Source organism: Pseudoflavonifractor capillosus (assembly GCF_016902575.1).
Lineage (GTDB): Bacteria > Bacillota > Clostridia > Oscillospirales > Oscillospiraceae > Enterenecus > Enterenecus capillosus_A.
Genome location: NZ_JACSNZ010000033.1, coordinates 1 through 18,937 on the forward strand (window position 1 = coordinate 1; position 18,937 = coordinate 18,937).

22 protein-coding genes are annotated in these 18,937 nt (G+C 49.5%); 13 read left to right on the top strand and 9 right to left on the bottom strand.

Going from position 1 to position 18,937, the window contains the following annotated elements:
- The 7 genes from H9X86_RS09190 to H9X86_RS09220 form a co-directional block, all read left to right on the top strand.
- A partial coding sequence (locus H9X86_RS09190) for a recombinase family protein (protein WP_204901237.1) occupies positions 1–785 on the top strand: 785 nt, incomplete at its 5' end.
- Between the two features lie 6 nt (positions 786–791).
- Positions 792–2,417, top strand: coding sequence for a recombinase family protein (locus H9X86_RS09195; protein ID WP_204901238.1), 1,626 nt, complete (start codon positions 792–794; stop codon positions 2,415–2,417).
- Positions 2,418–2,446: 29 nt separating this feature from the next.
- The gene (locus H9X86_RS09200) at positions 2,447–3,193 is read left to right on the top strand and encodes a metallophosphoesterase family protein (RefSeq protein ID WP_204901239.1); all 747 of its coding nucleotides are present in this window, start codon (positions 2,447–2,449) and stop codon (positions 3,191–3,193) included.
- A 135-nt stretch (positions 3,194–3,328) separates the two neighbouring features.
- Positions 3,329–3,961, top strand: coding sequence for a DUF1016 N-terminal domain-containing protein (locus H9X86_RS09205; RefSeq protein ID WP_204901240.1), 633 nt, complete (start codon positions 3,329–3,331; stop codon positions 3,959–3,961).
- A gap of 271 nt (positions 3,962–4,232) precedes the next feature.
- Positions 4,233–5,132: a zeta toxin family protein gene (locus tag H9X86_RS09210; protein WP_204901242.1), complete on the top strand. Its 900-nt coding sequence runs from the start codon at positions 4,233–4,235 to the stop codon at positions 5,130–5,132.
- A 13-nt stretch (positions 5,133–5,145) separates the two neighbouring features.
- Positions 5,146–5,406, top strand: coding sequence for a hypothetical protein (locus H9X86_RS09215; RefSeq protein ID WP_204901243.1), 261 nt, complete (start codon positions 5,146–5,148; stop codon positions 5,404–5,406).
- Between the two features lie 365 nt (positions 5,407–5,771).
- Positions 5,772–7,037 carry an STAS-like domain-containing protein gene (locus tag H9X86_RS09220; protein ID WP_204901244.1) on the top strand — a complete coding sequence of 422 codons (1,266 nt, stop codon included), beginning with the start codon at positions 5,772–5,774 and terminating at the stop codon, positions 7,035–7,037.
- A gap of 302 nt (positions 7,038–7,339) precedes the next feature.
- On the opposite strand, the gene H9X86_RS09225 is transcribed toward H9X86_RS09220, so the two are convergent.
- The 8 genes from H9X86_RS09225 to H9X86_RS09260 all read right to left on the bottom strand — a co-directional run bounded on the left by H9X86_RS09225 (position 7,340) and on the right by H9X86_RS09260 (position 15,098).
- Positions 7,340–8,017 (bottom strand): ABC transporter ATP-binding protein, encoded by a 678-nt coding sequence (locus H9X86_RS09225; protein ID WP_204901245.1) that lies wholly within the window; start codon positions 8,015–8,017, stop codon positions 7,340–7,342.
- A gap of 6 nt (positions 8,018–8,023) precedes the next feature.
- Complete coding sequence (locus H9X86_RS09230; RefSeq protein ID WP_204901246.1) at positions 8,024–9,181, bottom strand: ABC transporter permease family protein; 1,158 nt, start codon at positions 9,179–9,181, stop codon at positions 8,024–8,026.
- A gap of 3 nt (positions 9,182–9,184) precedes the next feature.
- Positions 9,185–11,197 (bottom strand): ABC transporter permease family protein, encoded by a 2,013-nt coding sequence (locus H9X86_RS09235; RefSeq protein ID WP_204901247.1) that lies wholly within the window; start codon positions 11,195–11,197, stop codon positions 9,185–9,187.
- 111 nt (positions 11,198–11,308) lie between these two features.
- Positions 11,309–11,845, bottom strand: a complete 537-nt coding sequence (locus H9X86_RS09240; RefSeq protein ID WP_204901248.1) for an ATP-binding protein — start codon at positions 11,843–11,845, stop codon at positions 11,309–11,311.
- A complete protein-coding gene (locus H9X86_RS09245; protein ID WP_204901249.1) occupies positions 11,832–12,584 on the bottom strand; it encodes a DUF1700 domain-containing protein in 753 nt (250 codons plus the stop codon). The genes H9X86_RS09240 and H9X86_RS09245 overlap by 14 nt, the downstream gene beginning before the upstream one ends.
- Complete coding sequence (locus H9X86_RS09250; protein ID WP_204901250.1) at positions 12,574–12,897, bottom strand: PadR family transcriptional regulator; 324 nt, start codon at positions 12,895–12,897, stop codon at positions 12,574–12,576. Before H9X86_RS09250 ends, H9X86_RS09245 begins: the two co-directional genes overlap by 11 nt.
- Positions 12,898–13,147: 250 nt before the next feature.
- Positions 13,148–14,047 (bottom strand): NAD(P)/FAD-dependent oxidoreductase, encoded by a 900-nt coding sequence (locus H9X86_RS09255; protein ID WP_204901251.1) that lies wholly within the window; start codon positions 14,045–14,047, stop codon positions 13,148–13,150.
- Positions 14,048–14,066: 19 nt separating this feature from the next.
- On the bottom strand, positions 14,067–15,098 hold the full coding sequence (locus H9X86_RS09260) for a YeiH family protein (RefSeq protein WP_204901259.1): 1,032 nt from the start codon (positions 15,096–15,098) through the stop codon (positions 14,067–14,069).
- A 151-nt stretch (positions 15,099–15,249) separates the two neighbouring features.
- On the opposite strand from H9X86_RS09260, the gene H9X86_RS09265 reads away from it, so the two are divergent.
- The 4 genes from H9X86_RS09265 to H9X86_RS09280 all read left to right on the top strand — a co-directional run bounded on the left by H9X86_RS09265 (position 15,250) and on the right by H9X86_RS09280 (position 17,714).
- Positions 15,250–16,131 (top strand): LysR family transcriptional regulator, encoded by an 882-nt coding sequence (locus H9X86_RS09265; RefSeq protein ID WP_204901252.1) that lies wholly within the window; start codon positions 15,250–15,252, stop codon positions 16,129–16,131.
- Between the two features lie 76 nt (positions 16,132–16,207).
- Positions 16,208–17,005: a ZIP family metal transporter gene (locus tag H9X86_RS09270; RefSeq protein ID WP_204901253.1), complete on the top strand. Its 798-nt coding sequence runs from the start codon at positions 16,208–16,210 to the stop codon at positions 17,003–17,005.
- An 18-nt stretch (positions 17,006–17,023) separates the two neighbouring features.
- A complete protein-coding gene (gene cdd, locus H9X86_RS09275) occupies positions 17,024–17,425 on the top strand; it encodes a cytidine deaminase (protein WP_204901254.1) in 402 nt (133 codons plus the stop codon).
- Between the two features lie 64 nt (positions 17,426–17,489).
- On the top strand, positions 17,490–17,714 hold the full coding sequence (locus tag H9X86_RS09280; protein ID WP_204901255.1) for a DUF378 domain-containing protein: 225 nt from the start codon (positions 17,490–17,492) through the stop codon (positions 17,712–17,714).
- Between the two features lie 37 nt (positions 17,715–17,751).
- On the opposite strand, the gene H9X86_RS09285 is transcribed toward H9X86_RS09280, so the two are convergent.
- Positions 17,752–18,210 (bottom strand): metallophosphoesterase family protein, encoded by a 459-nt coding sequence (locus H9X86_RS09285; RefSeq protein WP_204901256.1) that lies wholly within the window; start codon positions 18,208–18,210, stop codon positions 17,752–17,754.
- A gap of 80 nt (positions 18,211–18,290) precedes the next feature.
- Here H9X86_RS09285 and H9X86_RS09290 point away from each other — a divergent pair, with 80 nt between their 5' ends.
- Together H9X86_RS09290 and H9X86_RS09295 are read left to right on the top strand one after the other, a co-directional pair.
- Positions 18,291–18,557 carry a hypothetical protein gene (locus tag H9X86_RS09290; RefSeq protein WP_204901257.1) on the top strand — a complete coding sequence of 89 codons (267 nt, stop codon included), beginning with the start codon at positions 18,291–18,293 and terminating at the stop codon, positions 18,555–18,557.
- A gap of 18 nt (positions 18,558–18,575) precedes the next feature.
- Positions 18,576–18,937 (top strand): hypothetical protein (locus H9X86_RS09295; protein ID WP_204901258.1); only part of this gene is annotated, 362 nt, incomplete at its 3' end.

Consider the following 18,937-nt stretch of genomic DNA (forward strand, 5'->3'; position numbering starts at 1 on the left):
GGGCTGGAACTGACCGAGACCATAGAAAGGACAATGCGCTGATGAAAAATCGAAAACAGCCCTTCGGATATCGAGTGGAAATGGGGGCAGTAGTCCTCCACCCCCAGGAAGCGAAATTGGTGGAATATATCTTCCGACAGTACCTCTCTGGCTTTACCTTCAACGCATTGGTGGCAGAACTCCGAAATCAGCCAACCCCCTATGATGTGGGAAAAGTGTGGAATAAGAACATGGTAGCCCGCATTCTGGAAGACAAACGCTATACGGGAGATCGTGGCTACCCGCCAATCATAGAACAAGAGATGTTAAATAAAGTTCTAGAAAAGCGCAGCACAAAGCAAGTATCCGTTCCAAAAAACGAGGCTCAAAAGCTTCTACGCCGTCTCAGTGGCCATTCGATTACGGAACGGCTGGAGCAAGAAGTGCTGAGTTTACTCAACCGAGTAATTGAGAATCCCGCATGTATCGAAACTCCAGATATCAAACCCGTGGATTCGTCTAATATACAGGAATTGCAACGAGAGTTGAATGCGGTTATGGGATGCCAGCCCATCGACGAAGAAGCTGCCCACAAACTCATCCAGGCCATCGCCGCAACTCAGTACAGCGCCATCAGCTCCTATGAATACGAAACAGTACGTCTCCAGCGGCTCTTTACAAGGTGTCAGCCAATGACTGAGTTGGATGCGGAATTGCTGCAGGTCTCCGTAGCTGCCATTCTTGTTCACAGTAATGGCTCCTTGCAAATCAAGCTGAAGAACAATCAAGTCATAGAAAGAAGGTGAAACAGCATGAGAGAACATCCGCCCAAGGTCATTACCATTCCAGCGAAACCTGACGCCGTAAACCAACAAGTTATCCCCCGCCAGCTTCGGGTGGCTGCCTACTGTCGAGTCTCCACAGACGATGAGGAGCAGCTCACCAGCTACGAGGCCCAGCAGACCTACTACACTGATAAGATTATGACCAATCGGGACTGGACCATGGCCGGTATTTTTGCCGATGAGGGTATCACCGGCACGTCCGCCCGTAAAAGGCCGGAATTCCTGAGGATGATCCGCCAGTGCAGGCAGAAGAAAATCGACATCATCCTGACCAAGTCCATCTCCCGCTTTGCCAGAAACACCGTGGACTGCCTGAACTACATCCGTGTTCTGCGGGAACTTGGCATTGCAGTTATCTTCGAGAAAGAGAACATCAATACCTTGGAGGCGGACAGTGAAATTCTCATCACCATGCTGGGAGCCTTTGCCCAGGCAGAGAGCGAGAGTATCAGCGCCAACGTCCGCTGGGGAAAACGTCAAGCTATGCGGGAAGGTAAGGCACACATCCAATATAACCGGCTATACGCCTACGAAAAGGGCGAAGATGGAAATCCCAAAATCATCCCGGAACAAGCGGAAGTAGTTCAGTCCATCTATGACCAATACCTGACCGGAGCCAGCCTGCGGATGATCAAGGAACGACTGGAATCCGAGCAAATCCCCAATGGAGTCGGAAATATTCATTGGACGCTTTCATCGATCCGTAGCATTCTGACCAACGAGAAATACTGCGGAGATGTCCTCCTACAGAAAACCTACGTCAGTGACTGCATCAGCCGGAAAGTCATCCGCAACACCGGTCAACTCCCCATGTATCTGGTACAAAACCACCACGAGGGCATTGTAGACCGCAAAACCTTCGATGCAGTACAGACAGAAATGGCACGGCGAAACGCTGAGAAAAGTCCATCCAAAAAGAATGCAATAACAGGCATGACATCCTATGCCAGCAAGTACGCTCTTTCCGAGCGACTGGTCTGTGGCGAATGCGGAACCCTATACCGTCGCTGTACTTGGTCCAGGCAGGGCAAAAAGCGTGTGGTATGGCGATGTGTCAGCCGCCTGGACTACGGCACGAAATACTGCCACCACTCCCCTACCTTGGACGAAGAGCCTCTCCAGCAAGCCATCCTCGCCGCCATCAACTCCGTCATGAGCCAAAAGACTTCCCTCATCCGCCAAATTACATCAGCCATAGAATTGGAGCTGGCTCCTGTCCCTGGGCAAAGTATGAGCCTTGCAGATATCGAGCAACGACTCACCGAGCTAAGTGGCCAGACACGGGAGTTGGTTGCAAAAGCCGCTACCGCCCAGAACTCCGCCCCCTACACCTCCCAACTGAGCGCAATCATGAATGAAGCCGCTGCATTGAAAGAAAAGAGAGCTTACCTGGAAAAACAACGACAGGACAATGCCCAAATTGTTCAGCGAATAGAAAATGCCGCAGCTACGATGGAGCAAACTTCTGCAAACATTTCCGAGTGGGATGAAGCCCTCATTCGACAGCTGGTGGACACCGTAAAGGTTCAATCAGCCGAGAAAATTACGGTGTTTCTCCGAGGCGGTGTCCAGATCGAGCAAAGCATGGTATAATAGTCACGATGAAAGGCAGGTGAACAAACATGATCTACGCCACAGGCGATACCCATGGAAATTTCCAGCGATTTCAGGCTAAGCACTTCCCGGAACAGGCTACCATGACCAGAGAAGACTACATGATCATCTGTGGAGACTTCGGTGGTGTATGGGACGGAAGCGAAAAGGAAGTGCACAAACTGGACTGGCTGGAAAGCCTGCCCTTCACCACCCTATTTGTCAGCGGAAACCACGAAAATTTTGACCTTCTGGCAAAATACCCTATAGAGGAATGGAACGGTGGCAAGACCCAACGCATCCGTCCTCATGTCATCCACCTGATGAGGGGTCAAGTCTTTGAACTGCAGGGGTACACCTTCTTCACCATGGGCGGAGCCAGCAGCCACGACATCGAAGATGGCATTTTGAATCCCTATGCCCCAGACTTTGAGGAACAGTATTGGGCTCTTCGCAGAATGGGGGCATACTTTCGGGTCAACCACCACTCCTGGTGGAAGGAAGAACTTCCAAGCCCTGCGGAGTATGCGGAAGCGCGGCGTAACCTGGAACGCGTCCACTATGATGTGGACTACATCATCACCCATTGCGCCCCAAGCGGCATCGAAGACACATTGAGCGACGGTGGATTCGTCCACGATCACCTGACCGATTTTCTGGAAGAAGTCCGAAATAAGGCAAACTTTTATTACTGGCTGTTCGGACATTACCATGACAATAAAATGATAGATGACCGCTTTGTACTGCTCTGGGAGCAGATGGTGCAAGTGCTATGAACGGCAAAGAACTGGATGTGGAGCAGTAATCCATACCAAAAATGCAAATAGGCCAAAGAGAGGCACGGATCACACGTCCGTGTTTCTCTTTGGTCTATTTCAGAAAAAGGCGCATTTCGCCAGAAAGGAGAAGTTATGAATATTCGTAAAAACATTGATTATTCCCCCATGTTTGATGCCATGCGAGTTGCAATGAGCACAGATATGCCCCAGATGAAGCTGTACTGCGAACTGGGCCGTCTCATTTGTCAACGCACGGAAAAGGGTGCCGCTGTGGCCGCCGCTGAGTACCTGCAACGGAATTACCCCGATGTTCCTGGCCTCTCCCCTCGCAATCTGCGAAGGATGCGTGACTTCTATCGTGTGTATGAAGAAAATCCCGAGTTACTGGATTTAGCTATGGAAATCGGCTGGACACAGAACGTAGTCATTCTGGAGGCAGATTTGAACACAGAGGAACAGCGCTGGTATCTGTGTGCTGTCAGGCGGTGGGGCTGGTCAAAAGCAGAACTTCGGCGAAAGATCGAATCCCACGCCTATCAGGAAGTTCATCTCGACAAATCAAACGATGAGTGCTGCACCGAATGTGAGAGCGATGAGAACGAAAAATCTGGTGAAGCAAACCCGTCTGAAACAAAAGTTTCTTACAGAATCAGCAGATATCAGCATCGAGGAAATCTGCAATCCTGGTTAAGCCTCGGTCCAACACATGTACGATTATCGTGGTATCGACTGCGCCAGCAAACTGGCCCGCCAGCTTACAAATAGATTTTCTCGAATTCTACTGTGTAACACTTTTCCTTAACGATACTTCTTTACGCTCAAAACAAATGTTGCAAATCGAAATGGATGGGTTACGGAAGGCTACATACTATTGATTGTGTTATGACAAAAAGCCACCACTTATTTATTTTGTTATACATTCATGCTTTAGTTTCAGAGTTTCTTTCGGATTACTTCAATTTATAGATTGCGAAAAATAACGTGAACCTTTATACTAGGGTTAACGTACTATCTAATATGGAAGCGAGAGAATACCATGCCAGATTATGCTAGAGATTTAAATACTGATATACAAGCAGAGAAGTTTGTAGACCGAATTCTTGGTATAACGGATGTGGGCGAAAAGAGACAGGCTATAAACCTTATTACGCAAGCCGAACGAAATATTAAGGATTATCCTCTATATCCAACAATTACGCATCAAGATAATAGGGATTTTCAATATCGCGACGAAAAAGCAAGAGAAGCTTTAAGAGTCCAAATTGTTAATGAACTTTTTACCTCAAAGCGTATAGCTAATGATGATGAAATAACCTTGGGTCGTGGTGGAGCCATGCCTCTTTCTGACGTTAAATTTGAGCGGACTGTTTTTTATGTAATTGGCCCCCCTGCTGCCGGAAAGTCGAGCATTGCATCCAAGATTGCTGATCATTGTGGTTGTTATATTTTGGATTCAGATTTTACAAAGCGTAAATTACCTGAATATACAAACCAAATTGGTGCTGCATCTCTAGTACATGAAGAATCAGATTTTTTAGTTTTTGGAGAAAATGGTTTAATGGATCAGTGCTTACAATGTGGTGCGAATCTGGTGATTCCCAAAATAGGCCATAACATTGCTTCAATTATAAAGTTTTGTACCGGATTGAAAAATGCTGGTTATAAAGTTTTTCTCGTTTCTGTAGATTTGGACCGTCAAAAAGCTACTAAGCGCGCATATAAACGATTTATAAATACAAATCGATATGTCCCTCTATCTTTAATTTTTGATGGATATAGCAATGAACCTACCCTAAATTATTTTAGACTCAAGCAACAAAACATGACGTGTTTTGATGGATATTGTCAGATTTCAACTGATGTTCCCATGGGACAGCCTTTTAAAGTAATCGAAAGTATGAATATTGATTTGTTGAATGATATCGATTGGGGGTAAATTCAATTTAGCTATGAAAAAGTTAAAAATAAATACTAAAACCGTCGTTAAAGGTACAACTGGTAGACCTTGTTCTCTTTCAAAACAACGATCAGCATCTTTTATCCACACAAATACAGGATCTATTGTTGTAGGAGGTTCTTGGAAAATCTCCCCTTCATCAGGAAAAAAACACTTCTCTCAAAAGAGCATTGGACATAATAAACTATATGAACAAGAAATACAGGATATTGATCGTGCTGCCCAAACACTAGAAAAATATCGCATCAACTAATTGAACGAGGGTCGACTTTTGGAATAGATTTTTTGGACTGTCTCAAAAGTCGACCCTCGTTTTATCCTCAAAGGCTTGCTATTCAAGTGTTTTTCCCCGACAGGCTGCCTACGAGAATCTGGACACCAATGTTGAAACAGTTGAAAACGGCGGCAGAAGCAGCAGAAAATCTGGAATCCGAACCCAACTTTCCTGAAACTGAACTTTTATTGCGTCCTACAAATGTGTCCTCATATTGCTCTGGCGTTTGAATGCTCAGAGTGGTATGCGGGCGTTTTTTCGAATGCCCCTACAAGTATGATTGATATCTCTTCATTCATTTGATATGATATTTAAATACAGTAATTAAAGTGGAGGGCCATCTTATGGGCAATCAATTATATCGGAAAAGATCTGTTACTCGAGACGGCAACAATATATACATCCACAAACTTAATCGTTCCTTGTGTGTCAGCGATTTTATTCGTATGATGTATGATGGTTTGTCAAGGGGCTATGAAGATTTCCATATTTATTGGAATGGCACGGGCACATCTGTCTATCCTAATGCCTGTGTTCCTGTTGCAGGAATAATTGAATATTATCGTCAGAAGGGAATAAAATTTCATACTAATATCGCAACATCTGAATACTTGAGCAGTTGCCATTTTATATCCCCTGTTTATCTTACCGATTCAGAAATCTCCACGCTTCATAACCCATTTGACCAAGTTTTTCGATATGATACTCCTTCGCAAGTCGCTGCGTTTACCCAAAAATGTGTCGATTGCATTAGCCGACAAACAATCTGTGAAGAAGGAATACTGAAAAGCCTAATTTGGTGCATAAATGAAGTGATGGATAATGTACTTCTGCATAGTCAAAGCACAGCTGGTTATGTAATGGCCCAATTCCATTCACAGAATAATCACATTGCAATTTGTGTATCAGATACCGGGATTGGCATATATAATTCTTTGAAATTAAGTACTCATCATCCTTCAAAAGCCATCGATGCATTAACATTAGCTATACAAGAAGGGGTCGGAGATGGACAAGGGCAAGGAAACGGATTATTCGGATTATATCAAATTGTACGCGCTAATGGAGGGCGGCTTACACTAACATCAGGCCCAGCTTCATTAATGTTAACAGAAAATTTGGATCTTCAAAAGTATGATAATATACCATATGTAGACCGCAATCATCAAGGGACCACTGTAGATTTTCAACTTGATTTGAATAAAGTTGTTGATATTAAGACTGCATTCTCAAGCATAGGCGGATTCGACGGATTTGATATCAGAATTGACAACATGCTTCAAGAAGATGATAGCCTCATGTATAATGTTTTCGAGAATTGTGAGGGAACCGCTACACGTGAAGCTGGTCGCTTGCTTATGAATGATGTTATAAATACAGTTAGAAGGGCGAACAGCAGAATTTGTTTAGACTTTTCTCAAATAGCGACAGTAAGCTCATCTTTTATAGATGAGTTTATTGCAAAGATGATAATTGAAATGGGGATAGTAAATTTCAATCAAATTGTATCGATTAGTGGGATGAATGATACTGTTAAACATTTATGTGAACGCTCAATTTATATGCGCATATTTGAGGAATGGCGGTCAACACACTCCACGTCACTATAGATGAATGAAGTCCGCTTTTCGAACACTTTTATCGAAAAACGGACTTCTCATTTTCTCAAAGCCTTGAGCCGCAACACCTTCCTCCTTCCCTAGTATGGAGGCCTTACATCAAAAATCGAAAAATACAAAAGTATTCTTTTTTGTTCTCTGATGCTATTTAGGCACTTATTTTCGAACTGAGAGATTTGCATCTATAGTGTTGGGATGACACAAAACAAAAGCACCTGCGAAAGCAGGTGTTTTTGTTTTGGTAGCCACAGGCTCATTTCAATGCTCGGCGGAAACGGCATGGATCCCTGATTCTAATGCCATGGTCCCTGGGTCAATCTCCCATCCCGTAGCTCCAGAACAGCATCGGCCCGGGCAGCAATAGACAGATCGTGAGTGACCACGATGACGCACCGATTCTGCTCATGGGCCAAGCGGAGTAACAGATCGGTGATACTCTTGGTGTTCCCCTCGTCCAGATTGCCGGTGGGTTCGTCGGCCAGAATGATTTCACAGTGGGTAGCCAAGGTTCGGGCAATGGCCACCCGCTGCTGCTCACCACCGGAGAGGTGGCTGGGATATCGACGCAGATGTGTCTGGCTCAGTCCAACCTGGGTGAGAGCCTCCTCCGCCCGCTGGGTGGCCTCCTGTTTGTCCACCTTTTGCAACCGCAGAGGGTACATCACATTTTCCTGTGCGGTGAGTTGGGGAAACAGATTAAAATTCTGGTAGATCACCGCCGCATGGTTGCGGCGATACAGGTCGGTGTCCATCTCAGTGGTAGCCTTCCCCTGAAACTGCACCCGCCCCCGGGTGGGCAATTCCAGCCCTGCCAACAGAGACAGCAGAGTGGTTTTTCCACTGCCACTCTTGCCCACAATGGCATAGAAGGAGCCGGGCTCGAAGCCATAGCTGAAGTCTTTTACGGCATAGATGGTTTCGTGTTTTCCCTGGTAGGAGAAGGAAACCTGTTCTGCTGTCAGCATTGCCATATGTCATCACTCCTGTTGTCTCAATATCATAGCGGGTCGGGCCAATACAGGACGAATGGCCGCCGCCATTCCTCCCAACAAATAGCAAGCAAAAAACAGCACCAAAAGCAACCACTGCCACCAAATGGCTGCGGCCAACCCGCAGCCTACCAGCGTGGGGAGAAGCAATTCCACCAAAATGGTGGTCAGCAGTCCCGCCCGGCTCAGCCCCTGTATCCGCATCAGGGCATAGCTGCGCCGTGTGCTGCGTACGGCCAGGAAGCTGAGCAATGCCCCCGCCAAAACCACCAGCATCAACAGGATGGGAATGGTGTACTGACTGCGGCGGATGTTCTGCTGGAGCGTGGCCAAAGTGCTGAAGTATTGTTGGTCATAGATGGTCAAGGCATAAGAATAGAGAGTGTCCCCGCCTTGGATGTCCACTGGCTGGAACCAACGCTGGACCCGATCATACAGGGTCTGAATCTGCCGGTTGTCCCGGACATAGAATTGCAAGGAATCACAGCTGACATAATGAAAGCAGTCCTCCATCAGGCTCTTAGTAAACCCCCAGGGCAGGTACACGGTGGAGGAATCCCCAGCGTGTACTCCCGCCACCGTCAGGGTCAGCTCCACTTCGCCCATCTCCGGGGACAGTGGGTCGTGTAGAAGCACCGTCAACTTCGATTGTTGATCCTCTGTCAGCTGCTGATACAGTCCCTCCGGTACCACACACATAGGGTCCTGAGAATCATAAAATTTATTCTGGGTCAACCATAGCACAGGCGCCCCCATGGTCTCGTCCAGGGCGGGTTCCAACTCCGGATCGGTCAACCCAATGATTTGCAGCTCCTGCCCCGCCTCATTCCGAGGTAGGGTGGCATAAAACTCCTTGGTCATCTGCAAGTCCCGCACATAGGCGGCGGCTCCCTCCTCTAAGTCGGGGTCAGCCAGGACTTGCAAATAGGTGGGTCTGATGCGTAGACCGGTGGTAGAGCTGCCCTGGATGTTGCTCACCACACACAGAATGTCAAAGCTGTTCTGGACCCGGTTCAGTTCCTGGTGCTGCCGGTCCATATAGCCGAAGAAATAGCACAGCAGCCCACAGCTGCACAGGCAGAACAGAAAATTCACGCCTAACAGAAGGGGTCGGCGCAGTAGCCGTTTCACAAGAAATGGGGACATCTGTCATCCCTCCATCAGCTTTCTCGGCCGCCGCCGGCTCATAAGCCATGTCTGGAGCAACATCGCTGCCCCCAAAACCATCAGGGACAGTCCAGCCACCAATGCCGTACCCTGCCAACTGGCGGCACTTCCCTGCGTCAACCCCTTAGCAATGAGCTGGGTATCCACCTGGGATGCGCTACTCATGGCAGTGGCAGAGACTTGCTCCATGCTCACAGACATCACTATATCCAGCACAGTCTGGTCCACCGCCCGGCTAAGAGCCAGGCCCAACACTGTGCCCGCCACTGCCAAAATGAGGCCGCTGCTCACCAAGTAACGGACTGCCCGCCTCTTTCCGGCTCCCACGGATATCATAATGCCCAGGTTGCGCCGCTCTCCCCCCTGGTACAGCACCAGGTAGAACAGGACGATTACACCCCAGCCCAACACGCAGGCCGCCATTAAAATTTGTGCGGCAGATTGCAGCTGCTCCACTCCAGCCTGGACCTGGATGTAGTTCTGATCGTCCACCAGCCATCGCCCCTCTGTGGTCTGCTCTCCAGTAGCTTGCCCAAAGTCCTGGGCTGTACCATTTTCAAGAACCACTGAGAGGTAGACCCCACCTGCATCTCCTTGGTAAGCGCAATCTGCCAAGGCTTTAGAAGGTGCAAACATGACATTGGGAGTCATGGCAAAACTGGCGGAACTGTCCCACCACCGATCCTGTCGGTAAATGCCCACCACGGTGAATGTCTCCTCCTGGGTGGCAAACCCATACTGGCTGAGATAGGGACGGATGAAGGGATTGTTCAGCTCCGTGCTGCCCCCAGGTACACTTCTCTGTAAATGTCCCGAGGAGGCAAGATGCCCCCCAAGGTTGGAGTACTCGCCATAATTCATCAGAGCCTCATATTGAGAGATGGTCAGAGAATCTCCCACAGACAAGCCCGATGCCCTGGCCACCGCCTCACTAACCACGCACACCGGCGCTCCCTTGCGGTATTCCTCTTGGTTGAAGCTCCGGCCTTCTACCATGTAACTACTTCCCTGCTGGAAGGCGTATACGCTCTCCAAACATTCGGTGCCCATCATGGGTACACTGTGCAGGGTAATCTCCATCTCTTCCCGGGTCTTGTGCCACAGTTCATGGGCTGGGTCAGCAAAAAATTCATCTATATCACCTAAAATGGGTGCGAAGGACGGAAAGCGGGGGTCAATGTCTCCGCTACTCACAAAACAATAGGTTCCGTCCTCCTGGAGATAGTTCGCTGTCAGAGGCACCCCGTCACCCACCTGCAAGCTCGCTGCGTACGCAGGTTGCTGTCCAGCCGACTCATAAATTTCATCCAGCAGGGTGTGCTGGAGCCCCGCATCATACGTTCCATAGAAGAGGTACCGCCCTCCCTCCTGCACATCATCCTCCGGATCTTCACTGACATACAGCAAATCCAGGTCGATCTCCTTGGAAATATCATAGGCCTCATGGGCGGCAATCACTTGCTCGACAGCCAGTTTTCCTCTGGTTCTCACCTCTGTGTAGGCGTGAACCTGTCCGTCCAGCTCGGTGGTGTCCATCTCCTGCGGGGTCCGGGTGGTATCCGCCTGGATCACACGTGCCACCAGCATCACCCGGTTATAAGGAGCATCCAAATCCATTTGATATGCTTTCTCCGTCTCCGCCGACGACACTGGGCGTAAAGAAGGGCTGTATGCTGCTGTCAGCCCCCGCATATCCACCATGCGCACCTGTGGCATAGCGGCGATTTGCCCCAGCTCCTGCTGGGTGAGGACAGGGGCGGACAGTACCAGGCCCAAACCTCCTGCCGCCATGGAATTTTCCAGCTCCTCCATCTGCTCCTCGGTGCGGGTCAGGACAGCAACGGATATGAAGTGTTCGTCCATGTAGTTCCGAAGCCCGATGACGGACCAGAGCACACCACTGCCCACGGCCAGCAGCAGTGCCGCCGCCGTCAGCGCTACCAGCCATAAAACACTAACCCCTGGGCGGCGGATGAATCGTATCCTTGCTGTCATGATTCTCCCCTCTTTCCAGATCTATTTTCCACAGTAACTGTATTCGATTTCGCTCCATTCTCCCTATTTATGTACCGTTTGCGCTGTGATGATTATGGATGATATATTATCTCAGAAAACAGAAATTCGGTCCGCATCGGCAGGGTTCACACGGATCACCACCTTACATAGATTCCAAAGCCTGTAGTCACACAACTGGCCCTGTTTCAGATCTTTCAAAATTCTGTCCTTATAGGTCATCAGAGTGGAAACTTCGTTTTCATGGAACCAAAAAAAGTCGATGGACTGCAGCAATGGTACTTGATGGGTATCCGAAACATAGGAGATTCCAACGGGAGTTCCTTCATATTGAAACTCCACCACCGCAGTGCCAGGGTCCACAGACTCTTGCACCTCTATCTGATACTGTTCACGAATTTGCTTGGAGAATCTTCCATCATTACTATTCAAACGTATTTTTTCTGCATGGGGAGAAAGGGACACCACCATGCTTTCTACTCGTGAAGTATTTTCCACCAAGATTTCTCCACCGTAAGAAAGAGCAGATACCTCTGCCAGTTGGAGGCCCACACCAATGCCCATCAGCAGAAGACCACCACACAGGAAACCCAAAAAGGTTCTATTCATGGTCCGGTTATTCTTCCACATCGTCAATCCCTTCCTTCTTTGTGAGCGTTTCACCTGCCACCGCAACCTCCTGATGGGCTTTCCGGCTGTCATCCGCCTTGTGGCGATGCCAAACCAAGTTGTTTCCAAGCCCAATCAACCCAACACAAGTGGACAGGATTCCCAAACAGCTTAAAAGCGCTCCCAGCAACGGCATTCCTTGAAACAGCCATACAACAATGACGCCTAGAAGCAGCAAAACAGCAATTCCTATAAATAGAACGGGTATTGCACACAGCAAAAGCACTCCATTCCACACAAACCTAGCGGTTGCTTTCAACATCCTTGCAAATCCGCTCCCCATCTTTTTGCATGGATCGCAGATGGCATTTCTTGTATCGTTTGGTGACTCCTCTAAAGTCCGCTCAGAACCCGTTTGAACCGCCCGGAAGAACCGCATGGCAAAACGTGCTATTTTGTTGGCGCCTGATTGAATCAGGCCAGCCAGACAAGTAATTTGGCGCCGGATGGAATCACTCATATTCTGACTTTTTCTGTTTCCGGCTGCGTATAAAGGGTCAACATGGTATGCCTCCAGGATTTCCGCTATCAGCTGCTGAACATCCCCGAAATCCTGAACAGCCTCCTCCTCTGTCAGTCCGCCAGACATTTTTATTTCGATGTGCTGGGCATATTCTTCCAAAATATCTTGCTGTTCCGCCTCGGCCAATACGGCAATGCCCTGTTGCAGCGCATTCAAAAATGATTCTTTACTGTTCATTCTTTTGCTCCTTCAGAAATCGATTTACCTGTTCCTGAAACACGTTCCATTCGGCCTCCAATGTGTCCCGGTAGAGAATGCCAGCAGCTGTCAGATGATAGTATTTGCGGGGTGGTCCCTCTGTGGACTCACGCAGATAGGTTTCAAAATAGTGCTCGTTTGTCAATCGCTTCAGCAATGGATAGATGGTCCCCTCGTTTACATCCACCACTTTTGAAACCTCTGCCACCAGTTCATAGCCATACATATCACGCTTGCGAACGGATTCTAAAACAATGAGCTCCAGCACTCCCTTTTTGAACTGAGCATTCATAGCATCTCTCCTTCTAGAATTATTCTACGCCCAGTACTATGCATTGTCAAGTACTGTTCGCTGTAAAAGTCTGTGAACTCATTTGCCTCAGACAGCAAACAGAGATGCGTATAGGATGGATTCTATGTTTCAGCATCTGCATCTTTTATATGCAGAACGGAGGGAACAACGGGATATCTCCCATTGTTCCCTCCGTGTGTGTCATATGGAACCAGATATTGATACTATGAACGTACCATTTCCTATCATATCATCCGATGCAGGCATGCACCGCTGCCGTGGCGCCGTCTGCCACAGCTGTGGCCACCTGGCGCACCTGCTTGACCCGTATATCACCCACAGCGTACACACCGGGAATCTGGGTCTCCATCCATTCGTTGACGGGGATGTATCCGTCTTGCAATTCCAACTGGGTGTACATCTGAGTATTGGGAACAGTTCCGGCGTAAACAAAGATGCCACATCCGGGGTCCTCAACGGTTTTTACGGAGCCATCCAGCTCACTGCGGATATCCAACTGCTCCACCTGATTTTCTCCCCGGACAGCATGGAGACGGGCGTTGAGCATCAGCTGAATGTTGGGTGTCTTTTTGACTTTTTCTCTGAACTCAGCAATGCAGCCTAGCTGAGGTTCAAAGTGGATGATTGTCACTTTTTTGGCAAGCCCAGCAAGGTACAGTGCTTCCTTCACAGCGCCGTCGGCACCGCCCACCACATACACATGTTTGCCAGCATAAGCACTGCCATGTTGGGCAGCATTCATGCCCATTCCCTTGCCTGCCAGTATTTCTTCGCCGGGAATCCCCAACTTGCGCCCGGTGCTTCCTCCTGCCAAAATGAGCTTTTTACACTCATAGCTTTCCTTCTCTGTGACAACGGTTTTCACATCTCCCTGCATTTGAACCTGCTGCACAGTCTCCTGACGGATCTCCACTCCTGCATCCAAAGCCTGTTGCTTCATGCGCTGAGCAAAGGTTTTGCCCGTCTCTCCAGGGACAATTCCGGCATAGTGGGTAACAGTGGAAACTTTTCCAATCAAGCCACCAACCTCGCCCTTTTCCAGCAACAAAACTCTCTTACCCCGGCTGACGCCGTAAATGCCTGCACTGATGCCGGCGGGGCCGGCTCCTACGATAACAATGTCATACATCTTGGTACGCTCCTCTCTTTTATACCAGGCCCAGCGCAAATTGAAGGCCCAAACTGACAACGGTAATGGCGATCCAGCAGCAGGCGCCCATGGCAATAGGTTTTCCACCGCTCTTGACCAACTTGACGATGTTGGTATTCAGGCCAATGGCAGCCATGGCCAACACGATCATAAACTTGCTCAGCTCCTTCAGCGGATCAAACACTGTAGCGGGAATCCCGTTCCCCACAGAGACCGTTGTGATGACGGAGGCGGCAATGAAAAACAGGATGAAGAAAGGAAAGATTTTAGACATTTGAATTTTTGTCTCTCCGTTTCCTCTCTCCTTGCGGGTACGCATAAAGGCCAGTACCAAGGTGATGGGAATGATGGCCAGCGTGCGGGTGAGTTTCACCGTCACCGCCTTATCCAGCGTCTGCGTACCCAAGTTCCACATGCTGTCCCAAGTAGCAGCAGTGGCCGTAACTAAAGAGGTATCATTGACTGCGGTGCCGGCAAAAATACCGAATGCCTCGCCAGAGGTGGTGTCAAAGCCCACCAGCTGTCCCAGTGAAGGAAAAACCAAAGCTGCCAGAACATTGAAGAAGAATATCACCGAGATGGCCTGAGCCACTTCATCTTCATCTGCATCAATGACAGGTGCAGTGGCTGCGATTGCAGAGCCTCCGCAAATGGAAGAACCCACTCCCACCAAAGTGGCAACTTTTCCGGGAATTTTCATTGCCCTGCTGAGGATCAAAGCCACAATGAGAGATACCGATATGGTACTGATGATAATGGGCAGAGACTGCCTGCCTGTTTGAATCACAATATTCAGATCCATGCCGAACCCCAAGAGAATGACTGCCCATTGCAACACTTTCTTAGATACAAATTTAATTCCATGATCCACCGAAGCGGGCCACTTCCACACCAACGTCACTACCATGCCTGCCAAAATGGCAATAACAGCGCCTCCAATGATGGGAAAGGCCTTTCCTGCAAACCAAGACGGCACTGCAATGGCCAGACACAACAGGATCCCATATCCATTCTTTTTGATAAACTGCAAAGCTATTCCACCTTTCTCTATGATTCCCTTTCTTTTATTCCTGTGCATTATACTCCTCAGAAACGAAAAAATAAAATTATTTATCTTGATATAACCATAATATTTCGTTATAATACAGTGATGGGAATCAAATGTTAAGGAGGTGGTGTACATGTTGGACTTTCGTATAGAGACTTTTTTAAGTGTATGTCGAACCATGAACTTCACCGCTGCCGCAGAAGAACTACACATCACCCAGCCCGCCGTCTCTCAGCACATCCGATATCTTGAAAAGGCCTATGGTTGCCAGTTATTCCTTCGGGACGGAAGACGGATCTCATTGACCCCTGCTGGGGAGGTTTTGCGGCGAACCATGGGGTCGCTGCAAAACGACCACCAAACCATCCTCCGGCGGATGCAAGAGGCAGGCAAAGCAACGAAAACTTTAACTTTTGGTGTGACGTTGACCATCGGAGAGTATGCCATCCTGCCCGCTCTGGCCCAATACCTCAAAGAATTTCCTGACACCAATGTACAGGTGCGCTATGGCAACACCCACTCTCTGGTGGATTTGCTCTGTGCCGGAGAGATTGACTTTGCTCTGGTAGAGGGTTATGTGCCCACAGACGACTTTGGTACCCTGGTAGACCGGGTGGAGCCATATATTCCTGTATGCGCCAAAGGCCACGTGTTTCAAAAGCCTATATCTGCCCTGAAAGACCTGCTGGGCGAGCGCCTTCTCATCCGCGAGGAAGGCTCCGGCACCCGTGAGATCCTGGAAAAGCTCCTTGCCGTGCGTAACCTGAGCCTGACTGACTTCAACCATTACGTCCAGGTAGAGAATATGCACAGCATGGTAGGCTTACTCTTGCGTGACTGCGGAATCGCATTTCTCTATCAAGCAGCTGTACGGGATCTGCTGGAGCAAGGGCTGGTTGAAGTCATTCCAATTCCCGACTTTCAGATGCAGCATGAGTTCACTTTTATATGGGACAAGAACAGCTGCTTTGCAGAAGAATATCAGGAAATTTGCCAACATCTCCACGGTGTGTGAGCCCATTGTCTTGACGAAGTGAGTTCCCAGTGTTACCATTGTCCGTAGCACAACCAAATTGCAAAGGAGCCATATCATGCAATCCCAAATCATATACCTCATCATTCTCTCCGCAGCCACCGGCGTAGGTGGCTTGGCCTTGGGCGGTCTTCTGGCCCTGCTGCTCAAACGAGAGTCCCCCAAAGGCACCAGCTTGTTGCTGAGCTTCACTGCTGGACTGATGCTGTGCATCGTCTGCTTTGATATGATTCCCGAGGCCATGGAGCAGGTGGAACAGCTTTACGTCCCTCCTGTGTGTCTGGTATTGGGTTTTCTCATCACTTTCGCCCTCAACGCTTGGATCGACAAAAGTATGCACCATGAAGACCACCATCATCCCCACCACTGTGCCTGTGGCCACCACGATTTGAAGACAGCTGGATTTGTGCTGGCTGCCGCAGTGGCTCTGCACAATATGCCGGTGGGTATGGCCGTTGGCACCACTGTGGCGGTGCAGGGTGTCTGTTACGCCAGCCTACTCACCGCGGTTACCATTGCCTTTCACAATATTCCAGAGGGCATGAGCATTGCCGTTCCCCTGCTCCATGATGGCTCTAAGCCTTTCTCTGCCATTGGAGTAGCCGCCCTCAGTGGTGTGCCCACGGTGCTGGGTGCTCTGCTGGGCTATTTCATTGGGAACCAGACCCCTATGGCCCTATCGGTTGCCATGAGCATTGCTGGAGGCGCCATGCTGTATGTTGTGTTCTTTGAGCTGCTGCCCGAGGCGTATCAGCAGTGGCGCTCCAAGTGGGCTATCCTGGCCACTGTCGTCGGCTTTGCTCTTGGTCTGCTCCTCATCTCCAGTCATCTGCACATTCACGTACATCCTCTCTGATGGAAAGGTGGAAGGAAAATGACAGATCGTGAACTGGTGTCCATGGCCTACGCTATGCTAGAGCGAGCCTATGCCCCCTACTCCCATTTTCCTGTGGGCGCAGCCCTATTGTGCCGAGGCGGCCAGGTATTTACCGGATGTAACGTGGAAAATGCCGCATACGGACATTGCCTGTGCGCAGAGCGCACTGCCCTGGTCAAGGCAGTCAGTGAGGGACACACCCATGATTTGGACACCCTTGCCGTGATCTCCCGGGGTGAGGAATTCTGTTGGCCCTGTGGCGCCTGTCGTCAAATGCTATATGAATTTCAACCCAATTTGCGCATTCTCGTGGCAAAAAGCGACCAGACTTACCAGGAAGTCTCCTTGGCGCAGCTCATGCCACACGGTTTTGGACCCGCCCATTTGAAAGATTTTTGAGAAATGTATAAACCTCCTTTCCCCTGCCCATACTACCATCGGCAGAGAAAAGGAGGTTTTTCACGTGTTTTTAGACAAAGTAGCCTTGTCCCTGGCCATCATTGGAGGTTTGAACTGGGGAGCCATTGGCCTTTTTAATTTTGACCTGGTGGCACTCATCAGCGGTGGCTCCGGCACCTGGTTGGCTCGCACCATCTACGCTCTGGTGGGTATCGCCGCCATCTGGTGCATCACCCTTCTGTTCCGGCCTTTGAATCACCAGGACAGCAGTCAAACCTATCACGGGTAACTCCGGTAAAAATTCCTCGGTATTCGCCGAGGAATTTTTATTTTAGTTCCAGATTGACACTCCCACCCAGGGCCTGTATCACGCCATACCCTTCACGGGCACGGCATCCGCCCACTGTGCCGGGATTCATCAGGTAGATGCCCTGGCGATACACCACCTTAGCCAGATGGGTATGACCAAAACAGACCACATTAACCTGTCGATGCAACCCCTCCTGCACCAGCTCGTCCAGTCCACTTTTTACATATTGGAGGTGTCCATGGGTCAAGAGAAACCGTACACCTTCCAGCTCTACCACCCGCAAATCCGGTGCCTTCCCCCAGTCACAGTTCCCCCGAACCAAATCCATGGGCACATCCGGGTAAAGAGAGGACAACTCCATGCCGTCCCGATAGTGGTCTCCCAGGAAGAAGACATGCTGAGGCCGCTCATGTTCCATGGCCTCCACCATTTTACCCATGGAGCCGTGGGAGTCGGAGAATACAAGTATTTTCATGGTAGTCACCTTTTCTCTGTTTACTCATATAATAGGAGCAGGTGAGCCCAGTACGCTCTCCTGCGATAGGAGGAATTGCCATGGCCAACTTGGATGGACTGCTTCACAATAAGCAGGCAGCCCAGCTGCTCTCTGATCAGAAGAAATTGGAGCAGTTGCGCAGTGCCCCGGAAACCCAGCAGCTGTTTTCCATGCTCCGAGAAAATACCGGAGAAGATTTGGAACAGGCGGCCAACCATGCCGCACAAGGAAACACCGCCCCCCTCGTCTCTGCCATTCGAACGCTGATGAGGGATCCGGAGGGTGTGAAGCTCATAGAGAAAATGAAACAACATCTCAGAGAGTGATGAAACGGGGGTGAGCCAATGGCAGAATGGGAAGAAAAACTGGAGGGCATTCTCTCCAATCCCCAAGCCATGGGGCAAATCATGGCGCTTGCAAAGTCTTTAGAGGGCGGAGAGACCAATCACACAGACAGCTCCCCTGTTCCGGCGGCTCCCACCCCTGCCTCGTCTCCTGCCCCGGATTTGTCCGGACTTTTGGGCAGTGTTGGTCAGCTAGACCCTAAGATGCTGTCCATGGCAGCCAAGCTCATGGGACAGATGGGGAAACAAGATGACCGACGCACCGCCCTGCTCCAGGCTCTGCGTCCCTTTGTCAAGCCGGAGCGGTATGCCAAGCTGGATAAAGCCATCCAAATCGCCAAACTATCCGTGTTGATCCGCGG

Coding starts and splice junctions, on each gene's coding strand:
- H9X86_RS09195 (WP_204901238.1), top strand. CDS start 792: ATGAGAGAACATCCGCCCAAGGTCATTACCATTCCAGCGAAACCTGAC.
- H9X86_RS09200 (WP_204901239.1), top strand. CDS start 2,447: ATGATCTACGCCACAGGCGATACCCATGGAAATTTCCAGCGATTTCAG.
- H9X86_RS09205 (WP_204901240.1), top strand. CDS start 3,329: ATGAATATTCGTAAAAACATTGATTATTCCCCCATGTTTGATGCCATG.
- H9X86_RS09210 (WP_204901242.1), top strand. CDS start 4,233: ATGCCAGATTATGCTAGAGATTTAAATACTGATATACAAGCAGAGAAG.
- H9X86_RS09215 (WP_204901243.1), top strand. CDS start 5,146: ATGAAAAAGTTAAAAATAAATACTAAAACCGTCGTTAAAGGTACAACT.
- H9X86_RS09220 (WP_204901244.1), top strand. CDS start 5,772: ATGGGCAATCAATTATATCGGAAAAGATCTGTTACTCGAGACGGCAAC.
- H9X86_RS09225 (WP_204901245.1), bottom strand. CDS start 8,017: ATGGCAATGCTGACAGCAGAACAGGTTTCCTTCTCCTACCAGGGAAAA.
- H9X86_RS09230 (WP_204901246.1), bottom strand. CDS start 9,181: ATGTCCCCATTTCTTGTGAAACGGCTACTGCGCCGACCCCTTCTGTTA.
- H9X86_RS09235 (WP_204901247.1), bottom strand. CDS start 11,197: ATGACAGCAAGGATACGATTCATCCGCCGCCCAGGGGTTAGTGTTTTA.
- H9X86_RS09240 (WP_204901248.1), bottom strand. CDS start 11,845: ATGTGGAAGAATAACCGGACCATGAATAGAACCTTTTTGGGTTTCCTG.
- H9X86_RS09245 (WP_204901249.1), bottom strand. CDS start 12,584: ATGAACAGTAAAGAATCATTTTTGAATGCGCTGCAACAGGGCATTGCC.
- H9X86_RS09250 (WP_204901250.1), bottom strand. CDS start 12,897: ATGAATGCTCAGTTCAAAAAGGGAGTGCTGGAGCTCATTGTTTTAGAA.
- H9X86_RS09255 (WP_204901251.1), bottom strand. CDS start 14,047: ATGTATGACATTGTTATCGTAGGAGCCGGCCCCGCCGGCATCAGTGCA.
- H9X86_RS09265 (WP_204901252.1), top strand. CDS start 15,250: ATGTTGGACTTTCGTATAGAGACTTTTTTAAGTGTATGTCGAACCATG.
- H9X86_RS09270 (WP_204901253.1), top strand. CDS start 16,208: ATGCAATCCCAAATCATATACCTCATCATTCTCTCCGCAGCCACCGGC.
- cdd (WP_204901254.1), top strand. CDS start 17,024: ATGACAGATCGTGAACTGGTGTCCATGGCCTACGCTATGCTAGAGCGA.
- H9X86_RS09285 (WP_204901256.1), bottom strand. CDS start 18,210: ATGAAAATACTTGTATTCTCCGACTCCCACGGCTCCATGGGTAAAATG.
- H9X86_RS09290 (WP_204901257.1), top strand. CDS start 18,291: ATGGCCAACTTGGATGGACTGCTTCACAATAAGCAGGCAGCCCAGCTG.